16 protein-coding genes are annotated in these 20,615 nt (G+C 72.7%); 10 read left to right on the forward strand and 6 right to left on the reverse strand.

Going from position 1 to position 20,615, the window contains the following annotated elements; genetic code table 11:
* Positions 1 to 145: 145 nt before the first annotated feature.
* Positions 146 to 1,435 (forward strand): citrate synthase, encoded by a 1,290-nt coding sequence (locus ACWEV0_RS24860; RefSeq protein WP_453151645.1) that lies wholly within the window; start codon positions 146 to 148, stop codon positions 1,433 to 1,435.
* Positions 1,436 to 1,805: 370 nt separating this feature from the next.
* Here the strand turns inward: ACWEV0_RS24860 and ACWEV0_RS24865 are convergent, their stop codons facing one another.
* Together ACWEV0_RS24865 and ACWEV0_RS24870 are read right to left on the reverse strand one after the other, a co-directional pair.
* Entirely contained in the window at positions 1,806 to 4,040 is a 2,235-nt protein-coding gene (locus tag ACWEV0_RS24865; protein WP_453151646.1) for a heavy metal translocating P-type ATPase, read from the reverse strand.
* A gap of 82 nt (positions 4,041 to 4,122) precedes the next feature.
* Positions 4,123 to 4,356, reverse strand: a complete 234-nt coding sequence (locus ACWEV0_RS24870; protein WP_453151647.1) for a heavy-metal-associated domain-containing protein — start codon at positions 4,354 to 4,356, stop codon at positions 4,123 to 4,125.
* Positions 4,357 to 4,516: 160 nt separating this feature from the next.
* Between ACWEV0_RS24870 and ACWEV0_RS24875 the strand changes: the two genes are divergently transcribed.
* Positions 4,517 to 5,755 (forward strand): cation:proton antiporter, encoded by a 1,239-nt coding sequence (locus tag ACWEV0_RS24875; RefSeq protein ID WP_453151649.1) that lies wholly within the window; start codon positions 4,517 to 4,519, stop codon positions 5,753 to 5,755.
* On the opposite strand, the gene ACWEV0_RS24880 is transcribed toward ACWEV0_RS24875, so the two are convergent.
* The gene (locus ACWEV0_RS24880) at positions 5,733 to 6,401 is read right to left on the reverse strand and encodes a TetR/AcrR family transcriptional regulator (RefSeq protein ID WP_453151651.1); all 669 of its coding nucleotides are present in this window, start codon (positions 6,399 to 6,401) and stop codon (positions 5,733 to 5,735) included. The two genes, ACWEV0_RS24875 and ACWEV0_RS24880, sit on opposite strands and share 23 nt — an antisense overlap.
* A 163-nt stretch (positions 6,402 to 6,564) precedes the next feature.
* Here ACWEV0_RS24880 and ACWEV0_RS24885 point away from each other — a divergent pair, with 163 nt between their 5' ends.
* Positions 6,565 to 8,841: an MMPL family transporter gene (locus tag ACWEV0_RS24885; RefSeq protein WP_453151653.1), complete on the forward strand. Its 2,277-nt coding sequence runs from the start codon at positions 6,565 to 6,567 to the stop codon at positions 8,839 to 8,841.
* Positions 8,842 to 8,873: 32 nt separating this feature from the next.
* Here the strand turns inward: ACWEV0_RS24885 and ACWEV0_RS24890 are convergent, their stop codons facing one another.
* Both ACWEV0_RS24890 and ACWEV0_RS24895 read right to left on the reverse strand, forming a co-directional pair.
* Positions 8,874 to 9,065, reverse strand: a complete 192-nt coding sequence (locus ACWEV0_RS24890; RefSeq protein ID WP_453151654.1) for a helix-turn-helix transcriptional regulator — start codon at positions 9,063 to 9,065, stop codon at positions 8,874 to 8,876.
* A 245-nt stretch (positions 9,066 to 9,310) separates the two neighbouring features.
* The gene (locus ACWEV0_RS24895; protein WP_453151655.1) at positions 9,311 to 10,228 is read right to left on the reverse strand and encodes a sugar phosphate isomerase/epimerase family protein; all 918 of its coding nucleotides are present in this window, start codon (positions 10,226 to 10,228) and stop codon (positions 9,311 to 9,313) included.
* Between the two features lie 147 nt (positions 10,229 to 10,375).
* Here ACWEV0_RS24895 and iolC point away from each other — a divergent pair, with 147 nt between their 5' ends.
* From iolC to ACWEV0_RS24920, 5 genes are all read left to right on the forward strand, one after another.
* Positions 10,376 to 11,512, forward strand: a complete 1,137-nt coding sequence (gene iolC, locus ACWEV0_RS24900) for a 5-dehydro-2-deoxygluconokinase (protein ID WP_453151656.1) — start codon at positions 10,376 to 10,378, stop codon at positions 11,510 to 11,512.
* A gap of 29 nt (positions 11,513 to 11,541) precedes the next feature.
* Positions 11,542 to 12,360, forward strand: coding sequence for a 5-deoxy-glucuronate isomerase (iolB, locus tag ACWEV0_RS24905; RefSeq protein WP_453151658.1), 819 nt, complete (start codon positions 11,542 to 11,544; stop codon positions 12,358 to 12,360).
* Positions 12,357 to 14,219: a 3D-(3,5/4)-trihydroxycyclohexane-1,2-dione acylhydrolase (decyclizing) gene (gene iolD / locus ACWEV0_RS24910; protein ID WP_453151659.1), complete on the forward strand. Its 1,863-nt coding sequence runs from the start codon at positions 12,357 to 12,359 to the stop codon at positions 14,217 to 14,219. Before iolB ends, iolD begins: the two co-directional genes overlap by 4 nt.
* Before the next feature lie 14 nt (positions 14,220 to 14,233).
* Positions 14,234 to 15,736, forward strand: coding sequence for a CoA-acylating methylmalonate-semialdehyde dehydrogenase (gene mmsA, locus ACWEV0_RS24915; protein WP_453151660.1), 1,503 nt, complete (start codon positions 14,234 to 14,236; stop codon positions 15,734 to 15,736).
* A 63-nt stretch (positions 15,737 to 15,799) separates the two neighbouring features.
* Positions 15,800 to 16,396 carry a DUF4291 domain-containing protein gene (locus ACWEV0_RS24920; protein ID WP_453151662.1) on the forward strand — a complete coding sequence of 199 codons (597 nt, stop codon included), beginning with the start codon at positions 15,800 to 15,802 and terminating at the stop codon, positions 16,394 to 16,396.
* A 71-nt stretch (positions 16,397 to 16,467) separates the two neighbouring features.
* Here ACWEV0_RS24920 and ACWEV0_RS24925 read toward each other — a convergent pair whose 3' ends face one another.
* On the reverse strand, positions 16,468 to 16,887 hold the full coding sequence (locus tag ACWEV0_RS24925; RefSeq protein WP_453151663.1) for an N-acetyltransferase family protein: 420 nt from the start codon (positions 16,885 to 16,887) through the stop codon (positions 16,468 to 16,470).
* A 125-nt stretch (positions 16,888 to 17,012) separates the two neighbouring features.
* Between ACWEV0_RS24925 and ACWEV0_RS24930 the strand changes: the two genes are divergently transcribed.
* Positions 17,013 to 19,637 (forward strand): alpha/beta fold hydrolase, encoded by a 2,625-nt coding sequence (locus ACWEV0_RS24930; RefSeq protein WP_453151664.1) that lies wholly within the window; start codon positions 17,013 to 17,015, stop codon positions 19,635 to 19,637.
* Positions 19,634 to 20,476, forward strand: coding sequence for an ABC transporter permease (locus tag ACWEV0_RS24935; RefSeq protein ID WP_453151666.1), 843 nt, complete (start codon positions 19,634 to 19,636; stop codon positions 20,474 to 20,476). Before ACWEV0_RS24930 ends, ACWEV0_RS24935 begins: the two co-directional genes overlap by 4 nt.
* The last annotated feature ends 139 nt before the right edge of the window (positions 20,477 to 20,615 follow it).

Here is a 20,615-nt window from a genome sequence, read left to right on the forward strand (position 1 = left end):
GGGGCAGGATGAGCAGGTTGGCGGCACTGAGTGCCGCCAAATGGCCCAATGGTCGACCCCGAGTGCACTCTCCTGAGCCAAATGGGGGATGGTAGAGACAGTCAGGGCACCTCGAAGAAGAGGCACTACGTCGGTGAGGGATGACGTGAGCGACAACTCTGTAGTACTGCGGTACGCGGACGGTGAATACACCTACCCGGTGGTCGAGAGCACCGTCGGCGACCAGGGCTTCGACATCGGGAAGCTCCGAGCCCAGACCGGGCTGGTCACCCTGGACAGCGGATACGGCAACACCGCCGCCTATAAATCCGCCATCACCTACCTCGATGGTGAGCAGGGCATCCTGCGGTACCGCGGCTACCCCATCGAGCAGCTGGCCGAGCAGTCCACCTTCCTGGAGGTGGCGTACCTGCTGATCAACGGTGAGCTTCCGAAGGCGGACGAGCTCACCACGTTCCAGAACGAGATCACCCAGCACACGCTGGTCCACGAGGACGTCAAGAACTTCTTCCGCGGCTTCCCGCGGGACGCCCACCCGATGGCGATGCTGTCCTCCGTGGTCTCCGCGCTGTCCACCTTCTACCAGGACAGCCACAACCCGTTCGACGAGAAGCAGCGCCACCTCTCCACGATCCGGCTGCTCGCGAAGCTGCCGACGATCGCGGCGTACGCGTACAAGAAGTCGATCGGTCACCCGTTCGTCTACCCGCGTAACGACCTCGGCTACGTCGAGAACTTCCTGCGCATGACCTTCTCGGTGCCGGCCCAGGAGTACGACCTGGACCCGGTCGTGGTCTCGGCGCTCGACAAGCTGCTGATCCTGCACGCGGACCACGAGCAGAACTGCTCGACGTCCACCGTCCGTCTGGTCGGCTCCTCGCAGGCGAACATGTTCGCCTCGATCTCCGCCGGCATCTCGGCCCTGTGGGGCCCGCTGCACGGTGGCGCCAACCAGTCCGTCCTGGAGATGCTCGAGGGCATCCAGGCCAACGGCGGCGACGTCGACTCCTTCATCCGCAAGGTGAAGAACAAGGAGGACGGCGTCCGCCTGATGGGCTTCGGCCACCGGGTGTACAAGTCCTTCGACCCGCGCGCCAAGATCATCAAGGCGGCGGCGCACGACGTCCTGTCGGCCCTCGGCAAGTCCGACGAGCTGCTCGACATCGCGCTCAAGCTGGAGGAGCACGCGCTCTCCGACGACTACTTCGTCTCGCGCAACCTCTACCCGAACGTGGACTTCTACACGGGTCTGATCTACCGCGCGATGGGCTTCCCGACCGAGATGTTCACGGTCCTCTTCGCCCTCGGCCGCCTCCCGGGCTGGATCGCCCAGTGGCACGAGATGATCAAGGAGCCGGGCTCCCGCATCGGCCGCCCGCGCCAGATCTACACCGGCGTCGTCGAGCGCGACTTCGTCCCGGTCGAGGCCCGCTGACCCGAGGCCACCGCCCGGTCGTGAGGCCGGCTGCGCCGTGAAGCGGAAGCGCCCCGCCGTCGATCCCCCCACGGGTCGACGGACGGGGCGCTTCCCATATCCCCGGTGCGGATTCCCCCCACGGGATCCGGGCCGGGCGCCGTGCGGCGCGGTCTGCCGGGGTACGCGTACGGGAGGGCCGCTCAAAGCTCCCCGGTGCACGTGCCCCGGCCGCGCTTGCCTGGGACGTCCCCCAAGACATCCCATGAACGTCCCCCAAGACGTTCTTGGCATCGCCCACTTAGACTCGCGAACGGCCCAGATGGTTACCCCCAAATATCTGTGATCTAGATCTCTTTGTGAAGGTCCTGTGAGTCACGTGTAGGTCAATTCACGAGAACCGGCGCAGCCGCAGGCTGTTCGTGACGACGAACACGGACGAAAAGGCCATCGCGGCGCCGGCGATCATGGGGTTGAGCAGTCCGGCCGCCGCCAGCGGCAGCGCGGCCAGGTTGTAGCCGAAGGCCCAGCCCAGGTTTCCCTTGATCGTCGCGAGGGTCCGCCGGGACAGCCGGATCGCGTCCGCGGCGACCCGCAGGTCCCCGCGCACCAGCGTGAGGTCGCTCGCCTCGATGGCCGCGTCGGTGCCGGTGCCCATCGCCAGGCCCAGATCGGCGGTGGCCAGGGCCGCGGCGTCGTTCACCCCGTCGCCGACCATCGCGACCGTGCGCCCCTCGGCCTGGAGCCGCCTGACCACGTCCACCTTGTCCTGCGGCAGCACCTCGGCGATCACCTCGTCGATGCCGACCTCCGCCGCCACCCGCTCGGCCACCGGCCGGGCGTCCCCGGTGAGCAGCACCGGCCGCAGCCCGAGGCCGCGCAGCCGGGCCACCGCCTCGGCGCTGGTCTCCTTGACCGCGTCGGCGACCGTCAGGGTCCCGCGCGCCCGCCCGTCCCAGGCCACGTGCACGACGCCGGGAGCGGCCTCCCCGGGCACGTCGACGCCCTCGGCCGTGAGCAGCCCGGCGCGTCCGACGAGCACCAGATGTCCGTCGACCGAGCCGCGCACCCCGAGGCCGGGCACGTTCTCGAAGGTCTTCGGTACGGGCAGTTCGCCGACCTTCGCGGCGGCGCCGGCCGCGATGGCCCGGGCCACCGGGTGCTCGGAGGAGTGCTCCAGGGCGCCCGCGAGCCGCAGCAGCTCCGCCTCGTCGGTGCCGCCGGAGCCGTACGCGCCCCCGTACACGTGTACGCCGGTCAGCTCCATCCGGCCGGTGGTGACGGTGCCGGTCTTGTCGAGGACGACGGTGTCGACGCGGCGGGTGGACTCCAGGACCTCGGGGCCCTTGATCAGGATGCCGAGCTGGGCGCCGCGGCCGGTGCCGACCATGAGGGCGGTCGGGGTGGCGAGGCCGAGGGCGCAGGGGCAGGCGATGATCAGGACGGCGACGGCGGCCGTGAAGGCGGCCGTGGTGTCGCTCGTGGTGAGCAGCCAGGTGACGAGGGTGCCGAGCGCGATGAGGATCACGGCGGGCACGAAGACGGCCGAGATCCGGTCGGCGAGCCGCTGCACCTCGGCCTTGCCGTTCTGGGCGTCCTCGACGAGCCTGGCCATGCGGGCCAGCTGGGTGTCGGCGCCGACCCGGGTGGCCTCGACGACGAGGCGGCCGGAGGTGTTGACGCAGCCGCCGGTCACGGCGTCGCCGGGGAGCACGTCGACGGGCACGGACTCGCCGGTGAGCATGGACGCGTCGACGGCGGAGGCGCCCTCGGTGACGGTGCCGTCGGTGGCGATCTTCTCCCCGGGCCGTACGACGAAGCGGTCGCCGACCGCCAGTCCGCCGACCGGGATCCGTACCTCCGTGACCCTGCCGCCGGCCCCGTCGCGCAGGACGGCCACGTCCTTGGCGCCGAGCCGCATCAGGGCGCGCAGGGCGGCGCCGGCCTTCCGCTTGGCGCGGGCCTCCAGATAGCGGCCGAGCAGGATGAAGGTGACGACGCCGGCGGCGACCTCCAGGTAGATGGTGGAGGAGGCGTCGTCGCGGGAGACGGTGAGGTCGAAGGTGTGCTGCATGCCGGGCATGCCGGCGTCGCCGAGGAAGAGCGCCCACAGCGACCAGCCGAAGGCGGCGAGCGTGCCGACCGAGACGAGGGTGTCCATGGTGGCGGCGCCGTGCCTCAGGTTCGTCCAGGTGGCGCGGTGGAAGGGCAGGCCGCCCCAGACGACGACGGGCGCGGCGAGGGTGAGCGAGAGCCACTGCCAGTTGTCGAACTGGAGGGCGGGGACCATCGCGAGCAGGACGACGGGCAGGGCGAGGACGGCGGAGACGGTGAGCCGCTCGCGGAGCGAGGCGAGTTCGGGGTCCTGCTCTTCGGGGGCGGCCGCTTCGGGCTCGGGCTCGGGCTGGGGCGGAGGGGGTTCCTCGGCGGTGTAACCCGTCCTGACCACGGTGGCGATGAGTTCGCCGACCGGGACCTCCGCCGGGTGTTCGACCCGGGCCTTCTCCGTGGCGAAGTTGACGGTGGCCGTCACCCCGTCCATCCGGTTGAGCTTCTTCTCGACGCGGGCCGCGCAGGAGGCGCAGGTCATCCCGCCGATCGTCAGCTCGGTGATCGTGGAGGTCATCAGCGGTTCCAAACGGGAGCAGGGCCGTACGTAGTCACCGTACGGCCCTGCGGAAGTGCTGCGGGAACGTGCCCGCCGGCGGTCAGGCGAGGCCCACGAGCTCGTAGCCGGCCTCGTCGACGGCGGCGCGGACGGCCTCCTCGTCGAGCGGGGCGGCGGAGACGACGGTGACCTTGCCGGTCGCGGCGACGGCCGTGACCGAGGAGACACCGGCGATCTCGGAGATCTCGCTGGACACCGCGCCCTCGCAGTGGCCGCAGGTCATGCCCTTGACCTCGTAGACGGTGGTGAGTTCGGTCTTCGTCTCGGCGGTCATCGGATCTCCTCTTCGAGGCGTTCGGGGTGCGTGGTCCCGCGCGTCGCGGGTCCGTACGCCGTACTACCACCCATTGTACCCCCAGGGGGTATTGACCCGCCCTGTGACCCTCCTCGCGCCGATCCCGTGGACGAGTCGGGCCCTATGGTATTCACCCCATATGTCGCATTCGGGGACCACGCTGATCCTGATCATGACGGTCGCCGTCCTGGCACCGCTGCTCGCCTACGCGGCCGGCCGCCGGCTCCCCGTGCCGCTCGTCATCTTCGAGATCCTGCTCGGCATCGTCATCGGCCCCGACGTCCTCGGCTGGGCGAAGCCCGACGCGCTCGTCGACGGGCTCTCCCAGCTCGGCCTCACCATGCTGATCTTCCTGGCGGGGTACGAGATCGAGTTCGGCAAGGTCCGCGGCGACACCCTGCGCCGCTCGGTGTGGGCCTGGCTGGCCGCCCTGGCGCTCGGCCTCGTCGCCGGCGTGCTGCTCGGCGGCGGCTACGACAAGGGCGTCTTCATCGGGGTCGCCCTCACCAGCACCGCCCTCGGCACCGTCCTGCCCGTGCTGCGCGACGCCGGCGACCTGCACGGGCGCTTCGGCTCGGTGGTCATGGCCTTCGGCGCGGTCGGGGAGTTCGGACCGATCATCGCCATGGCGCTGCTCCTCAGCGGCCGCAAGCCGGCCGAGTCCACCGCGCTGCTCGCCGTCTTCGCCGCGCTGACGGCGGCGGCCGTCTACTGGGCGCTGCGGCCGCGCCCGCCCTGGTTCTCCCGGATCATCGCCCGGACCCTGCACACCAGCGCCCAGTTCGCCGTCCGCTTCGTCTTCCTGCTGCTCGCCCTGATGCTGGGTGCCTCGCAGGCGCTCGGGCTCGACGTGCTGCTCGGCGCGTTCGCCGCCGGGCTCATCACCCGGCTGCTGCTCACCGGGGCCGCGCCGGAGAGCGGGCCGCAGATCCTGGAGAAGGTGGAGGCCGTCGGCTTCGGCTTCCTCGTGCCCGTCTTCTTCGTCGTCACGGGCATCGAGTTCGACCTCGACTCGCTGCTCGGCGGCGGCCGCACGCTGCTGCTCCTGCCGCTGTTCCTGGTGCTGTTCCTCGTCGTGCGGGGCGGGCCGGTGTGGTTCCTGGCGCCGCGCGACCTCGGCGGGCGCGACCGGGGCGCGCTCGTCCTCTACGGCTCCACGGCGCTGCCGCTCGTCGTCGCCATCACCACCATCGGCGTCGACGACAAGGCGCTGACGGCGGGCGAGGCGGCGGCGCTGGTGGGGGCCGGGATGGTGTCGGTGCTCGCGTTCCCGCTGCTCGCGATGCGGCTGCGGGCGGGGGAGGGGGGTCTGGTGCCCGAGCGCGGGGAGGAGCGGGAGCAGGAGCGGGAGCGGGTCACCGGCTCGGAGTCGTGGTGAGTGCCCGGTCCGTCAGGAGCGGGCCGAGGTAGCGCAGCAGGACCGTCTTCAGCTCGGTGATCACCGCCTGCCGCTCCGGGCCCTCGGGTGCGGCGAGGACGAGTGCGAGTCCCGCCTTCACGATGGCGAAGATCATGTCGGAGATCCGGGTGCGCTCGGCGGCCTCGCTCGCGGGCAGGTAGTGGGCCATCAGCTCGCCGACCTGGGCCAGCATCGAGGCGTGCAGGGCGTCGTGTTCCTCGGCGATCCGGCCCGGGATCTCGGAGCCGTGCATGAGCGCGAGGAAGACCGGGTGCTGGCAGTTGAACTCGATCAGCGGGTCCAGGACGGCGTCGACGAGCTGGGGGAGCGGCAGGCCCAGATTCGCGGGAGTGAACGCCTGGCCGTGGGCGGCCCGCATCTCGGCGAGCAGGCGGTCGCCCAGTTCGAGGGCGATCGCCTCCTTGTTCGGGAAGTACTGGTAGAGCGTGCCGGGCGAGACGCTCGCCTCGCGCGCGATCGCGTTGGTGCTCGCCGCCGTGTAGCCCTTCGCGCAGAAGACGTTCGCGGCGGCCTGGAGCAGCTGCGCGATGCGGCGCTCGCCGCGGGCCTGGCGGCGGCGCGGCTTCGTTTCCTCGGGGGTCGTCCCGGGAGTCTCCTCGGACATGGCTGTCCCCAGCTCTCTGAACGCGATTGACAAACACGAGAGGTCGCTCGCATTCTTGAAAAACGCGAGTGATCACTCGTGTTTGCCAGTCTATGGGCAATGGACGGGCACTGGACGACCCCGCACGGTATGCGTGGGGTCACGGTGAAGGGGACACCGCGTCATGGCCGAAGTCAAGAAAGCGCTGCTCACGGAGGGTGGGCCCCGGCCGGTGGGCGACGGGCCGGGCGGCTGGACGAGGTTCGTCACGGCCCGGCCGCGCCTCTCGCTCCTCCTCGCGCTCGTGATCACCGCGCTCGCCGTGTTCGCCGGCAGCGGCGTCGCCGACCGGATGGGCAGCGGCGGCTGGGAGGACCCGGACGCCCAGTCCACGTACGCCCTCAAGGCCCTGGAGCGGGAGTTCCCCGCCTCCCAGCCCAATGTGCTGCTGCTCCTCGACGCCGGCCGGGCCGGGGTCGACTCCCCGGCCGTCGCCGCCGAGGCCCGGCGGCTCGCCGGGCGGCTCGACGCCGAGCCCGGCGTCTCCGGCGTCGGCTCCTACTGGCAGACCGGCTCCCCGGCCCTGCGCTCCAAGGACGGGCACCAGGCCGTCGTAGCCGCCCGGATCGACGGCGACGAGAAGGCCGCCGGCGCGGTCCTGGAGCGCATCGCCCCCGAGTTCCGCGGCACCCACGGACCCGTGCGGGTCTCCGTCGGCGGCCCGCTCGCCGTCCGCCACGAGATGCAGACCCTCATCCAGGAGGACCTGCTGCGGGCCGAGCTGATCGCCCTGCCGCTCACCCTCGTCCTGCTCGTCATGGTCTTCGGCAGCGCCGTCGCCGCCCTGCTGCCGCTCGGCATCGGCGTCGTCGCCATCCTCGGCACCAACGCCGTGCTGCGCGGCCTCACCGAGATCACCGACGTCTCCGTCTTCGCCCTGAACCTCACCACCGCCCTCGGCCTCGGCCTCGCCATCGACTACGCCCTGTTCGTGGTCCGGCGCTACCGCGAGGAACTCGCCGGCGGAGCCGCGCCGGCGACGGCCGTCGCCACCACCCTGCGCACCGCCGGGCGGACCGTGCTCTTCTCCGCCCTGACCGTCGCCGTCTCGCTCGCCGCCATGATGGTCTTCCCGCAGTACTTCCTGCGCTCCTTCGCGTACGCCGGCATCGCCGTCGTCCTGCTGGCCGCCGCGGCCGCCCTGATCCTGCTGCCGGCCGCGCTGCTGCTCCTCGGCGACCGGGTCAACGCGCTCGACCTGCGCCGGCTCTTCCGCCGGAAGGCCGCCCGGGGCGCGGAGAGCGCCGGGGACGGGGCCGGCTGGGGGCGGGTGGCGGCCCTCGTGATGCGGCGCGCGCCCTGGTTCGCCGCCGCCACCGCCACCGGGCTCGTGCTGCTCGGACTGCCCTTCCTCGGCGTCACGTTCGGCACCGCCGACGACCGCCAGCTCCCGGCCACCAGCGAGTCCCGCGTCGTCCAGGACCAGCTCCGCGACGGCTTCCCCGGCAACCCCGGCGGCGCCCTCACCGTGCTCGCCGAGGGCCGGGCCACTCCCGGCCAGTACGCCGACTACCGGGACCGGATCGCCCGGCTCGACGGGGTCGCCCGCGTCGACGGACCGGTGACCTCCCCGGCCGGCGGGCGGGCCCGCGCCTACTTCACGGTCGTCCCCGACGGCGAGAGCGTCGGCGCCGGGGCCCAGCGGGTGGTCGGCGAACTGCGCACCGAGAAGGCCCCGTTCGACACCTCCGTCACCGGCGCCGCCGCCGTCCTCGTCGACTCCAAGCACGCGATAGGCGAGCGGCTGCCCTGGGCGGCCGGCATCATCGCCGTCGTCACCCTCGTCCTGGTCTTCCTGCTCACCGGCAGCGCCCTCATACCGATCCAGGCGGTCGTGCTCAACGCGCTCAGCCTCACCGCCATGTTCGGCGCCGTCGTCTGGGTCTTCCAGGACGGCCACCTCTCCGGACTGCTCGGCTTCACCCCGAGCGGGAACATCGAGACCACCCTGCCCGTCCTGATGTTCTGCGTGGCCTTCGGACTCTCCATGGACTACGGGGTGTTCCTGCTCTCCCGCATCAAGGAGGAGTACGACGCCACCGGCGACCACGAGCACGCCGTCCGCTTCGGACTGCGCCGCACCGGCGGTCTCATCACCGCGGCCGCCGTCATCCTGGCCGTCGTGATGGTCGCGATCGGCACCTCCCGGGTCACCAACACCAAGATGCTCGGCCTCGGGGTCGCCCTCGCCGTCCTCATGGACGCCATGGTGGTGCGCAGCCTGCTCGTCCCGGCCGTCATGAAGCTGACCGGCCGCCTCACCTGGTGGGCCCCCGGGCCGCTGCGCCGCCTCCACGACCGCTTCGGCATCAGCGAGAGCGGCGCCGGCGCCGGCGAGGGCGGCGGAATGCCGGAGGCGCCCAGGCCCGAGGGGGACCGGGCGCCCGAGCCCGTCGGTTAGGGCCTGTCCGGCGGATCGGGGCCGGACAGACCCTAGGGCCTGCGGTTCCCTGGCCGGCTGGCGACCCAGGCGTGGATGGTGTCCGCGTACCAGTAGGGCTTGCCCGACTCGACGTGGTCGGGCGCCGGGAGCAGCCCGTGCTTCCGGTAGGAGCGGACCGTGTCCGGCTGCACCCTGATGTGCGCGGCGATGTCCTTGTACGACCAGAGCCTTCTGTCCGTCATGCGTGGCACCTCTCCTGCGTGTCCGGCGGCCTCGGCGCGGGGGCGCCGTCGGGGGAGTCGCCGGACGTCACTGGTGATCACTGAGCCTGTGCCCGCAGAACGGCCCCTGCCGACAGGAGGAGGGCGGCTGTTGAGCGCCTGTGACGGAAAACCCGCGTAATGGAGATATGTGTGACGAAGAGGGGACGGACGGAACGAAAGTGACGCACCGTCGGCAGGCGGAGCCGGGCGGCATCGGCGGGGCGTCAGTAACCGCAGGAGCGGAGGAAGCGGCGGGTGCGCTCGGCGATCGGGTAGGGCCGGTCCGGGTCGCACGGGTACATGTCCTGCTCGACGATCGCGAACAGGTCGACGTCCAGTGCCCGCGCGGCGGCGAGGACCGGTTCGAGGTCCGGGATCCCGGCCGGCGGCTCGCACATCACCCCGCCGGCCACCGCCGGGCCGAACGGCACCCCGTCGGCGACGACCCGGGCCAGGACCTCCGGGTCGACCTGCTTGAGGTGGAGGTAGCCGATCCGCTCGCCGTAGGTCTCGATCAGCTTGACGCTGTCGCCGCCGCAGTAGGCGTAGTGCCCGGTGTCCAGGCAGAGCGAGACCAGGTCCGGGTCGGTGGCGTCGAGGAAGCGGGTGACGTTCTCCTCGCTGTCGAGATGGGTGTCGGCGTGCGGGTGGACGACGATCCGCAGGCCGTAGCGCTCCCGGACCTCGTGGCCGAGCCGCTCGGTCAGACCGGTCAGATGGCGCCACTGCTCGGCGCCGAGGACGCGGTCCTCCAGGACGGCACCGGTGCGGTCGTCCCGCCAGAAGGAGGGGATCACGACCAGGTGCTCGGCGCCCATCGCCTGGGCCAGGGCCGCGTTCTCGGCCACATGTCCCCAGGTCCGCTCCCACACGTCCTGGCCGTGGTGCAGCCCGGTGAACACGGTCGCGGCCGAGACCCTCAGCCCCCGGTGGGCGGTCTCCTCGGCGAGGACGCCCGGATCGGTGGGCAGATAGCCGTACGGGCCGAGCTCGATCCACGCGTATCCGGCGCCCGCCACCTCGTCGAGGAACCGCTGCCACGGCACCTGCCGGGGGTCGTCCGGGAACCACACCCCCCAGGAGTCGGGGGCGGAACCCACACGGATACGGGACGGCGGCGACGGGTTCGTCGGGTTCGTCATGAATGCCACCTTGGGACGGACCCGGAAAGGCGTCAAGACGTCGTCCGACGGGACGTCCGAATGTCAGGACATGTCGTTGACACCGCCGGGGGCCGTGGATAGACCTGGGGCGTGGGCCCGGGGGGCCGTGGCGAGAGGTGACGTGGCATGGCGGCGGAGCCGTACGACCTGATCACGATGGGCCGGCTCGGCGTGGACCTCTATCCGCTGCGGGTCGGGGTGGAGCTGGCCCGGGCCGAGACCTTCGGGAAGTTCCTCGGCGGCTCGCCGGCCAACGTCGCCGTCGCCGCCGCGCGCCTGGGCCGGCGCGTCGCACTCGTCAGCCGCACCGGCGCCGACCCGTTCGGCACGTACCTGCACCGCGAGCTGCGGGCGTTCGGGGTGGACGACCGCTGGGTGACCGAGGTCGCGGCCTACCCCACGCCGCTCACCTTCTGCGAGATCTTCCCGCCCGACCACTTCCCCCTCCACTTCTACCGCCACCCCAAGGCCCCCGACCTGGAGATCCACCCCGGTGAGCTGGACCTGCCGGCCCTGCGGACCGCGCGCGCCTTCTGGATGACCGGCACCGGCCTGAGCGCCGAGCCCAGCCGCTCCGCCACCCTCGCCGCGCTGCGCGAGCGCGCCGCGCACGCCGGCCCCGCCGCGCTGACCGTCTTCGACCTGGACTGGCGGCCCACCCTCTGGGACGGCGACACGCCCGCCGACGAGGCCCGGCCGCTCTACCGGGAGGCGCTGCGGCACGCCACGGTCGCCGTCGGCAATGCCGAGGAGTGCGAGATCGCGACCGGTGAGCGCGAGCCGCACGCCGCCGCCCGCGCCCTGCTCGCCGCGGGCGTGCGGCTCGCCGTCGTCAAACAGGGCCCCAAGGGCGTGCTCGCCCTCGCCGCCGACGGCACCGGCGCCGAGGTCCCGCCGCTGCCGGTCGACGTCGTCAACGGCCTCGGCGCGGGCGACGCGTTCGGCGGCGCGCTCGTCCACGGCCTGCTCGCCGGCTGGGATCTGGAACGGGTGCTGCGCCACGCCAACGCGGCCGGCGCGATCGTCGCGGGCCGGCTCGCGTGTTCCTCCGCGATGCCGTACGACGCCGAGATCGCCCTCGCGCTGGAGCACGGCACCGGCTCGATCCCCGAGAACCCCGAGAACCCCGACCCCGGTCCCGGGAACTCCGAGAACCCCGGTCCCGAAGACCCCGAGAACCCCGGGAGTCCCGGCGCCGTGGACCCCGAGAACCCCGAGCCCGGGGACCCCGAGATCACCCGGAACTCCCGGCGCGGCCGGTGAGGCCGCCGGACAACGGGTAGGCACAGATCATGGAAGTCACACCGCACCTGCACCTCCCGTCCGGGGCCGCCGCCCGCGGGCCGTACGCCGTCGACATCGAGCCCTCGCTGGCCGGCTGGACGCACAGTTCGCTGCGCGTGCTCGACCTGCCGCCCGGCGGGACCCACGAGTTCGAGGCAGGGAACAGTGAATGGGTGGTGCTTCCGCTGTCCGGGGGCGGTACGGTGCGCGCAGACGGGGAAGTCCTCGAACTCGTGGGGCGCGCGAGCGTGTTCGACGCGGTCTCGGACTTCGCCTATGTGCCCAGGGACGCCCACGCCCAGATCGCCTCCGGTGCGGGAGGCCGCTTCGCTTTGGCAGGAGCGAAGTGCGAGCGACGACTCCCCGCCCGCTACGGCCCCGCGCCGGAGGTTCCCGTGGAGACCCGCGGGAGCGGAAACCGCACCCGCCAGGTGCGGAACTTCGCCGCGGCCGGCGCGTTTCCCTGCGACCGGCTGATCGCCGTCGAGGTGCTCACCCCCGGCGGCAACTGGTCCTCCTATCCGCCGCACAAGCACGACGAGCACCGCCCGGGCGAGGAGTCCGTCCTGGAGGAGATCTACTACTACGAGGTCCAGGGCCCGCACGGCTACGGCTACCAGCGGATCACCCCGTCCCGCCCCGGCGGCGCCGAGCTGCTCGCCGAGGTGCGCACCGGCGACGCCGTCCTCGTCCCCGACGGCTGGCACGGACCGTCGATCGCCCAGCCCGGCCACGACCTCTACTACCTGAACGTCATGGCGGGCCCCGGCGCCGAGCGGGAGTGGCGGATCAGCTTCCACCCCGACCACACGGAGGGATACGCATGAGCGTCCGGCTGACCGTCGCCCAGGCCCTGGTGCGCTTCCTCGCCGCGCAGCACACCGAGCGCGACGGAGTGCGGCGCCGTCTGATCACCGCCACCTGGGGCATCTTCGGCCACGGCAACGTCGCCGGGATCGGCCAGGCGCTCGTCGAGTACGGCGCGCTCATGCCGTACCACCAGGGCCGCAACGAACAGGCCATGGTGCACGCGGCCGTCGGCTACGCCCGCCAGTCCCGCCGGCTCCAGGCGCACGCCGTCACCACCTCCATCGGCCCCGGCGCCACCAACCTCGTCACCGGCGCGGCCCTCGCCACGATCAACCGGATCCCCGTCCTCCTGCTGCCCGGCGACACCTTCGCCACCCGCCCCGCCGACCCCGTCCTCCAGCAGCTCGAAGTGCCGTACGCGGGCGAGGTGTCCGTCAACGACTGCCTGCGCCCGGTGTCGAGGTACTTCGACCGGATCACCCGGCCCGAAGCCCTGATCCCGGCCGCGCTCGCCGCCGTACGGGTGCTCACGGACCCCGCGGACACGGGTGCCGTCACCCTGGCGCTGCCGCAGGACGTGCAGGCGGAGGCGTACGACTGGCCGGAGGAGTTCCTCGCCGAGCGGACCTGGACCGTGCGCCGGCCCCGGCCCGACGCTGCCGAGCTCGACGCGGCCGTGCGGGCGGTGAGGGCGGCCAGGCGGCCGATGGTCGTCGCGGGCGGCGGAGTGAAGCACAGCGCCGCCGAGGACGCCCTGCGCACCCTCGCCGAGCGGGCCGACCTGCCCGTCGCCACCACCCAGGCCGGCAAGGGCGTCCTGCCCTGGGACCACCACTGCGACGTCGGCGGCATCGGCCACACCGGCACCGGCACCGCCAACGCCCTGGCCCGCACCAGCGACCTCGTCATCGGCGTCGGCACCCGCTACACCGACTTCACCACCGCGTCCGGCACCCTCTTCCGCCCCGACACCCGCTTCCTCAACCTCAACGTCACCGGCTTCGACGCCCACAAACAGGCCGCCGCCCTGCCACTGGTCGCCGACGCCAGAGAGGGGCTCACCGCGCTCGCCGACGCGCTGGGGGACCACCGCCAGGACCTGGTCCAGTGGATCTTCTCCAAGCGGGACTGGCAGGAGCGGACCGACGCCGCCTATGCCGCACCCGACCCGCGGGCCCGCCCCACCCAGGTCCAGGTGCTCGGCGCACTCGACACTCTGATCACCGCCGACGACATCCTGATCAACGCGGCCGGCTCGCTCCCCGGCGACCTCCACAAGCTGTGGCGGGCCCGCTCCTCCGACCAGTACCACGTCGAGTACGGCTACTCCTGCATGGGCTACGAGATCCCGGCGGCCGTCGGCGTCGCCCTCGCCGCACCCGGCCGACCCGTCTGGGCGCTCGTCGGCGACGGTACGTATCTGATGAACCCCACCGAAATCGTCACCGCCGTGCAGGAGCGCCTGCCGATCAAGGTGGTCGTCCTGCAGAACCACGGCTACGCGTCGATCGGCGGCCTGTCGGAGGCCGTGGGAGCCGAGCGGTACGGCACCGACTACCGCTTCCGGGACGAGGACGGCGGCTTCACCGGGCCGCCCCTGCCCGTCGACCTCGCCGCCAACGCCGCCTCCCTCGGGATGCGGGTGCTGTGCGCCCGCACCGTACGTGACCTGCGGGAAGCGCTCGCGGACGCGCGCGAGGCGACGGTTCCCACATGTGTCTACGTCGAGACCGAAACGGCAGACAGTGTGTCGGGCGCGCCCCCCGCCCAGGCGTGGTGGGATGTGCCCGTGGCCGAGATTTCGACCCGCCCGTCGGCGGTCAAGGCCCGCGAGGAGTACGACCGGCACGTCACCGCCCGACGCCGCCATCTCTGAAGGAGTAACTCGTCATGACGAAGACCGTCCACCACTGGATCGGTGGCAAGACCGTCGAGGGCACGTCGGGCAACTGGGGCCCGGTCACCGACCCGGCCACCGGCGCCGTCACCACGCAGGTGGCGCTCGCGTCCGTCGAGGAGGTCGACGCGGCCGTCGCCGCCGCCAAGGCCGCCTTCGAGACCTGGGGCACCTCCTCGCTGGCCCAGCGCACCACGATCCTGTTCCGCTTCCGGGCGCTGCTCGACGCCAACCGCGACGCCATCGCCGAGCTGATCGTCGCCGAGCACGGCAAGGTGCACTCGGACGCGCTCGGCGAGGTCGCCCGCGGTCTGGAGATCGTCGACCTGGCCTGCGGCATCACCACCCAGCTCAAGGGCGAGCTGTCCACCCAGGTGTCCAACCGCGTGGACGTGGCCTCGATCCGCCAGCCGGTGGGCGTCGTGGCCGGCATCACCCCGTTCAACTTCCCGGCGATGGTGCCGATGTGGATGTTCCCCATCGCCATCGCCTGCGGCAACACCTTCGTCCTCAAGCCCAGCGAGAAGGACCCGTCGCCGTCCCTGAAGATCGCCGAGCTGCTCGCCGAGGCGGGCCTGCCGGACGGCGTCTTCAACGTCGTGCACGGCGACAAGGTGGCCGTGGACCGGCTCCTGGAGCACCCGGACGTCTCCGCGGTCTCCTTCGTCGGCTCGACCCCGATCGCCCGCTACATCCACACCACCGCCTCCGCCAACGGCAAGCGCGTCCAGGCGCTCGGCGGCGCCAAGAACCACATGCTGGTGCTGCCCGACGCCGACCTGGACGCGGCCGCCGACGCGGCGGTCTCGGCGGCGTACGGCTCGGCCGGCGAGCGCTGCATGGCGATCTCCGCGGTCGTCGCGGTCGGCGCGATCGGCGACGAGCTGGTCCAGAAGATCCGCGAGCGCGCCGAGAAGATCAAGATCGGCCCCGGCAACGACCCGACCTCCGAGATGGGCCCGCTCATCACGGCCGTCCACCGCGACAAGGTCGCCTCCTACGTGCACGGCGCGGCGGACGAGGGCTGCGAGGTCGTCCTCGACGGCACCGGCTACACGGTCGACGGCCACGAGGACGGCCACTGGATCGGCCTGTCCCTCCTGGACCACGTCCCGACCACCGCCAAGGCGTACCAGGACGAGATCTTCGGCCCGGTCCTGTGCGTGCTGCGCGCCGAGACGTACGAGGAGGGCGTGGCCCTCATCAACGCCTCGCCGTTCGGCAACGGCACCGCCATCTTCACCCGCGACGGCGGCGCCGCCCGCCGCTTCCAGCTGGAGATCCAGGCGGGCATGGTCGGCGTGAACGTGCCGATCCCGGTGCCGGTGGGCTACCACTCCTTCGGTGGCTGGAAGGACTCGCTCTTCGGCGACCACCACATCTACGGCAACGACGGCGTCCACTTCTACACCCGCGGCAAGGTCGTCACCACCCGCTGGCCCGACCCGTCCGAGGCCCCGGCGGGCGTGGACCTGGGCTTCCCGCGCAACCACTGACAGCCCACTGACGGGCGGTAATCCGGTGGCCCCCGGGGTGCGTTCCGGCGCACCCTGGGGGCCATGAACGTTCCGCCGAAACACCAGATCAGGGCCGTCCACACCGACACGACGGTGACCGTCTACCAGGCGTACTCCCCGGTCCTCGGCCTCCCGGCCGCCCGCGACGGCCGCTTCCCGGCCGCGTGGAAGCGGGACCGGATGACCTGGATCAAACCCTCCTTCCTGTGGATGGCCTACCGCTGCGGCTGGGGCCTGAAGGAGGGCCAGGAGACCGTCCTCGCCGTCGAGATCACCCGCGAGGGCTTCGAATGGGCCCTGCGGAACGCCTGCCTCTCCCACTACGTGCGCGGTTTCCACCCCGACCGGACCGGCTGGCAGCGGGAGTTGAAGCGCTCACCCGCCCGCGTCCAGTGGGACCCCGAGCGGGACCTGCACCTCCGTGCGCTGCCGCATCGCTCGCTCCAGCTCGGCCTGGCCGGCGAGGCGTCGCGACGGTACGCGGACGAGTGGACGGTCGGGATCCGCGACGTGACGCCGCTGGCCCGCGAGATCCACGGACTCGTACGGGAGGGGCGACTGACGGAGGCGCGGGAGTTGCTGCCCGAGGAGCGGCCGTACCCGGCGGGCGAGGAGCTCCTGGGGCACCTGGTGCCGTGAGGACCGCGTCGTCGCGGCCCCCCCCCGGGCCCCCGGCTCCCGGGCCGCCGGCTTTTCAGCGCCCTGAACAATCAGCCGGCGTCGAACGTCCAGACGCGCATCGCGAAGACCCCTTCGTCCGCCGCGCCCGCCGACCGATAGGTGCGCAGGGCCGGCTCGTTGTCGTTGTCCACGCCGACCCACATGTCGTAGCAGCCGCGCGAGCGTGCCTCCGCCGCCAGGGCCTCCGTCAGGGCCCGGCCGACGCCCCGCCGCCGGTGCGCCTCGTCCACGGACAGCTCGTACAGGCACATCTCCAAGCCCTTGTCGGGGTGGCGCATCTCGATCCCCGACACGAAGCCGGCGGGGGAGCCGTCGGCCGCGTACGCGATCAGCAGCACGTGGCCCGGCGCGGCCAGGAAGTCCGCCGCCCAGTCCTCGCGGGGCGGCGCGTCGTACAGGTGGGCCGCCGCGAGCAGTTCCGCGACCGTCGTCGCCCGCCGGATCTCCACCCGTACCTCCCGTTGCGCATACCGCGGCTGGTGTACGACGACCGTAGCGGCTACGCCCTGAGAAGGCCGCCGACCTCCGCCCCTGGGCAGCCGAGCCCGCCCCGTCCGGCACCTAGGCTCGACCCATGAAGCTGCGACTCCCCAGGAGGGGCCTGCCGCGGTGGGCCGCGGCCGCCGCCGCCCTCGCCGTCCTCGCCGGCACCTGGAGCGCCGTCGCCTCCGACGGACCGGTGCCCGTCCGGCGCGCCGACCGGACGCTCGCCCTCGACGGAGTACGGCTCGACACCTCGTACTTCACCGCCGGAGAGCCCGGCCGCCGGCGCCCCGCCGTCCTCCTCGGGCACGGCTTCGGCGGCTCCAAGGACGACGTCCGCGCCCAGGCCGAGCAACTCGCCCGCGACGGCTACGCCGTCCTCACCTGGTCCGCCCGCGGCTTCGGCGCCTCCACCGGGCAGATCGGCCTCAACGATCCGCAACGCGAGGTCAAGGACGTGCGCGGCCTCGTCGACTGGCTGGCCCGCCGCCCCGAGGTGCTGCTCGACCGGCCGGGCGACCCGCGCGTCGGGATCACCGGAGCCTCGTACGGCGGCGCGGTCGCGCTGCTCGCCGCCGGGTACGACCCGCGCGTGGACGCGATCGCCCCGCAGATCACGTACTGGAACCTCGCCGACGCCCTGTTCCCGAACGGCGTCTTCAAGAAGCTCTGGTCCGGCATCTTCTTCACGACGGGATCCGGGGCCGGCAAGGGCTCCTGCGGGCGGTTCAGCCCCGAGGTGTGCGCCCTCTACCAGCGCGTCGCCGTCTCCGGCCGCCCCGACGCCGCCGCCCGCGCGCTCCTGGCGGCCCGCAGCCCGTCCGCCGTCGGCGCCCGCATCAAGGTGCCCGCGCTGATCGTCCAGGGCCAGGCCGACTCGCTCTTCCCGCTCGGCCAGGCGGACGCCATGGCCCGCACCATCGCCGCCAACGGCGCGCCCGTCGCCGTCGACTGGACGGCCGGCGGTCACGACGGCGGCGACCGCGAGACCGGGCGGATCGAGGCCCGCGTCACCGCCTGGTTCGACCGTCACCTCAAGCGGGACACGTCCGTCGACACCGGGCCCGCCTTCCGCGTCAGCCGTACCGGAGGTGTCGACTCCACCGACGGCCGGGCCACCCTGCGCGGCGCCACCGCCGACCGCTACCCCGGCCTCGCCGCCGGCCCCGTCCACGTCGTCCTGTCGGGCCGCCCGCAGTCCTTCGCCAACCCGGCCGGCGCGAACCCGCCCGCCGTGTCCGCCGTGCCCGGCCTCGGCGGCGGCCTGACCCAGCTGTCCTCGCTCGGCGTGGGCGGTCTCTCCCTCGACTTCCCCGGTCAGTTCGCCGCCTTCGACGCCCGGCCGCAGACCCGCCCGATCCGCGTCACCGGCAGCCCGACCGTCCGGATCCGGGTCACCTCGACCGCGCCCGACGGCTCGGCGGTGCTCTTCGCCAAGGTGTACGACGTGGGGCCGGACGGCCGGCAGCAGGTGCTGCCCGCGCAACTCGTCACGCCGGTACGGGTGGAGCACGCGGCCCTCGGCCAGGAGCTGGCGCTGACCCTGCCGGCCGTGGACCACGAGGTCCCGACCGGCCACCGGCTGCGGCTCGTGCTCGCCGCGACGGACCTCGGCTACGCCTCGCCGGCCGCGCCCGCCACGTACACCGTCTCCGTCGCGAGCCCCCTCACCGTCCCGACCGCCCCGGCCGTGACCGGCCGGGCGGCGGGCCTGCCGTGGTGGGTGTGGGGCCTGCCGCTCGCCGGCGCGCTCGTCGCCGCCGCACTCCTGCTGACCGCCCGGCGCCGCACCGCCGCACCGCCGCCGGACCCGACGCTCGCCGACGTGCCGCTGCAGATCACCGGTCTGACCAAGAAGTACGCGGGCGGCGACAGGTACAGCGTCCGCGACCTCTCCTTCCGCGTCGAACGCGGCCAGGTCCTCGGCCTGCTCGGGCCCAACGGCGCCGGCAAGACCACCACCCTGCGCATGCTCATGGGCCTCATCACCCCCGACCAGGGCGAGATCCGGGTCTTCGGCCACGCGATCCGCCCCGGCGCCCCGGTGCTCTCCCGGGTCGGCGCGTTCGTCGAGGGCGCGGGCTTCCTGCCGCACCTGTCCGGGCGGGAGAACCTGGAGCTGTACTGGCGCGCCACCGGCCGCCCCGCCGAGGACGCCCACCTCGACGAGGCGCTGCGGATCGCCAACCTGGGCGGTGCCCTGGAGCGTTCGGTACGCACCTACTCGCAGGGCATGCGGCAGCGGCTCGCCATCGCCCAGGCCATGCTGGGCCTGCCCGACCTGCTGATCCTCGACGAGCCGACGAACGGGCTCGACCCGCCGCAGATCCGCGAGATGCGTGAGGTGATGATCCGGTACGCGGCCGGCGGCCGCACCGTCATCGTCTCCAGCCACCTCCTCGCCGAGGTCGAACAGTCCTGCACCCACCTGGTGGTCATGGACCGCGGCGGCCTGGTCACGGCCGGCCCGGTCGGCGAGATCACCGGCTCCGGCGACACCCTCCTCGTCACCCTGGACGGCCCGGTGCCGGACGCGGTGGTGGAGAAGCTCGGCGCGGTACGGACGGAGACCGGCCTGCTGGTCCGGCTCGCGGACCGGACCGCCACGCAGCTGATCGGCGAACTGGTCCGGCTCGACGTGCCGGTGACGGGCGTGGGGCCGCACCGGCGCCTGGAGGACGCCTTCCTGACCCTGATCGGAGGAGAGACCGCATGACCGCCCCGGGCTACGCACCTCGCCGCACCCTGCGGTTCCGAGTGGAGGCGGTGCGCCAACTCGGCCGGCGCCGCACCCTCGTGATGGGCCTGATCCTGGCCGCCCTGCCGTTCGTCCTCATCGCCGCCTTCGCGATCGGCGGCGGCCCGGACGGCGCCGGCAACGGCCGCATCACCCTGATGGACACCGCCACCGCCTCCGGCGCCAACTTCGCGGCGACCTGCCTCTTCGTCTCCGCCGGCTTCCTCCTCGTCATCCCGGTCGCCCTGTTCTGCGGCGACACCGTCGCCGCCGAGGCCGGCTGGTCCTCCCTGCGCTATCTGCTCGCCGCGCCCGTGCCCCGGGCCCGCCTGCTGTGGTCCAAACTCGCCGTCGCCCTCGCCTTCAGCGCCGCCGCGATGCTCCTGCTCCCGCTGGTCGCCCTGGCCGCCGGCACCGTCGCCTACGGCTGGGGCCCGCTCGCCCTCCCCACCGGCGGCGCCCTCCCCGCCTCCACCGCCCTGCTCCGCCTCGCCCTCGTCGTCGCCTACCTCTTCGTCTCCCAACTCGTCACCGCCGCCCTCGCCTTCTGGCTCTCCACCCGCACCGACGCCCCCCTCGGCGCGGTCGGCGGCGCCGTCGGCCTCACCATCCTCGGCAACGTCCTCGACGCCGTCACCGCGCTCGGCGACTGGCGCGCCTTCCTGCCGGCGCACTGGCAGTTCGCGTGGATCGACGCGCTGCAGCCGCAGCTGGAGTGGGCGGGAATGGCGAAGGGGGCGGCGGTGTCGGTCACGTACTCCTTGATCTTTTTCGCGCTGGCGTTCCGGGGGTTCGGGAGGAAGGACATCGTCTCCTGAGGACCTTCACGACTTGACGAACTCGTGCGCGAGTCGGTTGCGGCGCGTCCATGAGGATTTCGTCGAGCGACTCGACGTTATGTCCCCTTGTCGATAATTCCACCTCTCTGACCTGCGTTTTCGACGGTGAGGGTGACGT

Source organism: Streptomyces sp. NPDC003943, assembly GCF_053605265.1.

Coding starts and splice junctions, on each gene's coding strand:
- mmsA (WP_453151660.1), top strand. CDS start 14,234: ATGACGAAGACCGTCCACCACTGGATCGGTGGCAAGACCGTCGAGGGC.
- ACWEV0_RS24875 (WP_453151649.1), top strand. CDS start 4,517: ATGTCGCATTCGGGGACCACGCTGATCCTGATCATGACGGTCGCCGTC.
- ACWEV0_RS24920 (WP_453151662.1), top strand. CDS start 15,800: ATGAACGTTCCGCCGAAACACCAGATCAGGGCCGTCCACACCGACACG.
- iolC (WP_453151656.1), top strand. CDS start 10,376: ATGGCGGCGGAGCCGTACGACCTGATCACGATGGGCCGGCTCGGCGTG.
- iolD (WP_453151659.1), top strand. CDS start 12,357: ATGAGCGTCCGGCTGACCGTCGCCCAGGCCCTGGTGCGCTTCCTCGCC.
- ACWEV0_RS24880 (WP_453151651.1), bottom strand. CDS start 6,401: ATGTCCGAGGAGACTCCCGGGACGACCCCCGAGGAAACGAAGCCGCGC.
- ACWEV0_RS24870 (WP_453151647.1), bottom strand. CDS start 4,356: ATGACCGCCGAGACGAAGACCGAACTCACCACCGTCTACGAGGTCAAG.
- iolB (WP_453151658.1), top strand. CDS start 11,542: ATGGAAGTCACACCGCACCTGCACCTCCCGTCCGGGGCCGCCGCCCGC.
- ACWEV0_RS24890 (WP_453151654.1), bottom strand. CDS start 9,065: ATGACGGACAGAAGGCTCTGGTCGTACAAGGACATCGCCGCGCACATC.
- ACWEV0_RS24885 (WP_453151653.1), top strand. CDS start 6,565: ATGGCCGAAGTCAAGAAAGCGCTGCTCACGGAGGGTGGGCCCCGGCCG.
- ACWEV0_RS24895 (WP_453151655.1), bottom strand. CDS start 10,228: ATGACGAACCCGACGAACCCGTCGCCGCCGTCCCGTATCCGTGTGGGT.
- ACWEV0_RS24865 (WP_453151646.1), bottom strand. CDS start 4,040: ATGACCTCCACGATCACCGAGCTGACGATCGGCGGGATGACCTGCGCC.
- ACWEV0_RS24930 (WP_453151664.1), top strand. CDS start 17,013: ATGAAGCTGCGACTCCCCAGGAGGGGCCTGCCGCGGTGGGCCGCGGCC.
- ACWEV0_RS24935 (WP_453151666.1), top strand. CDS start 19,634: ATGACCGCCCCGGGCTACGCACCTCGCCGCACCCTGCGGTTCCGAGTG.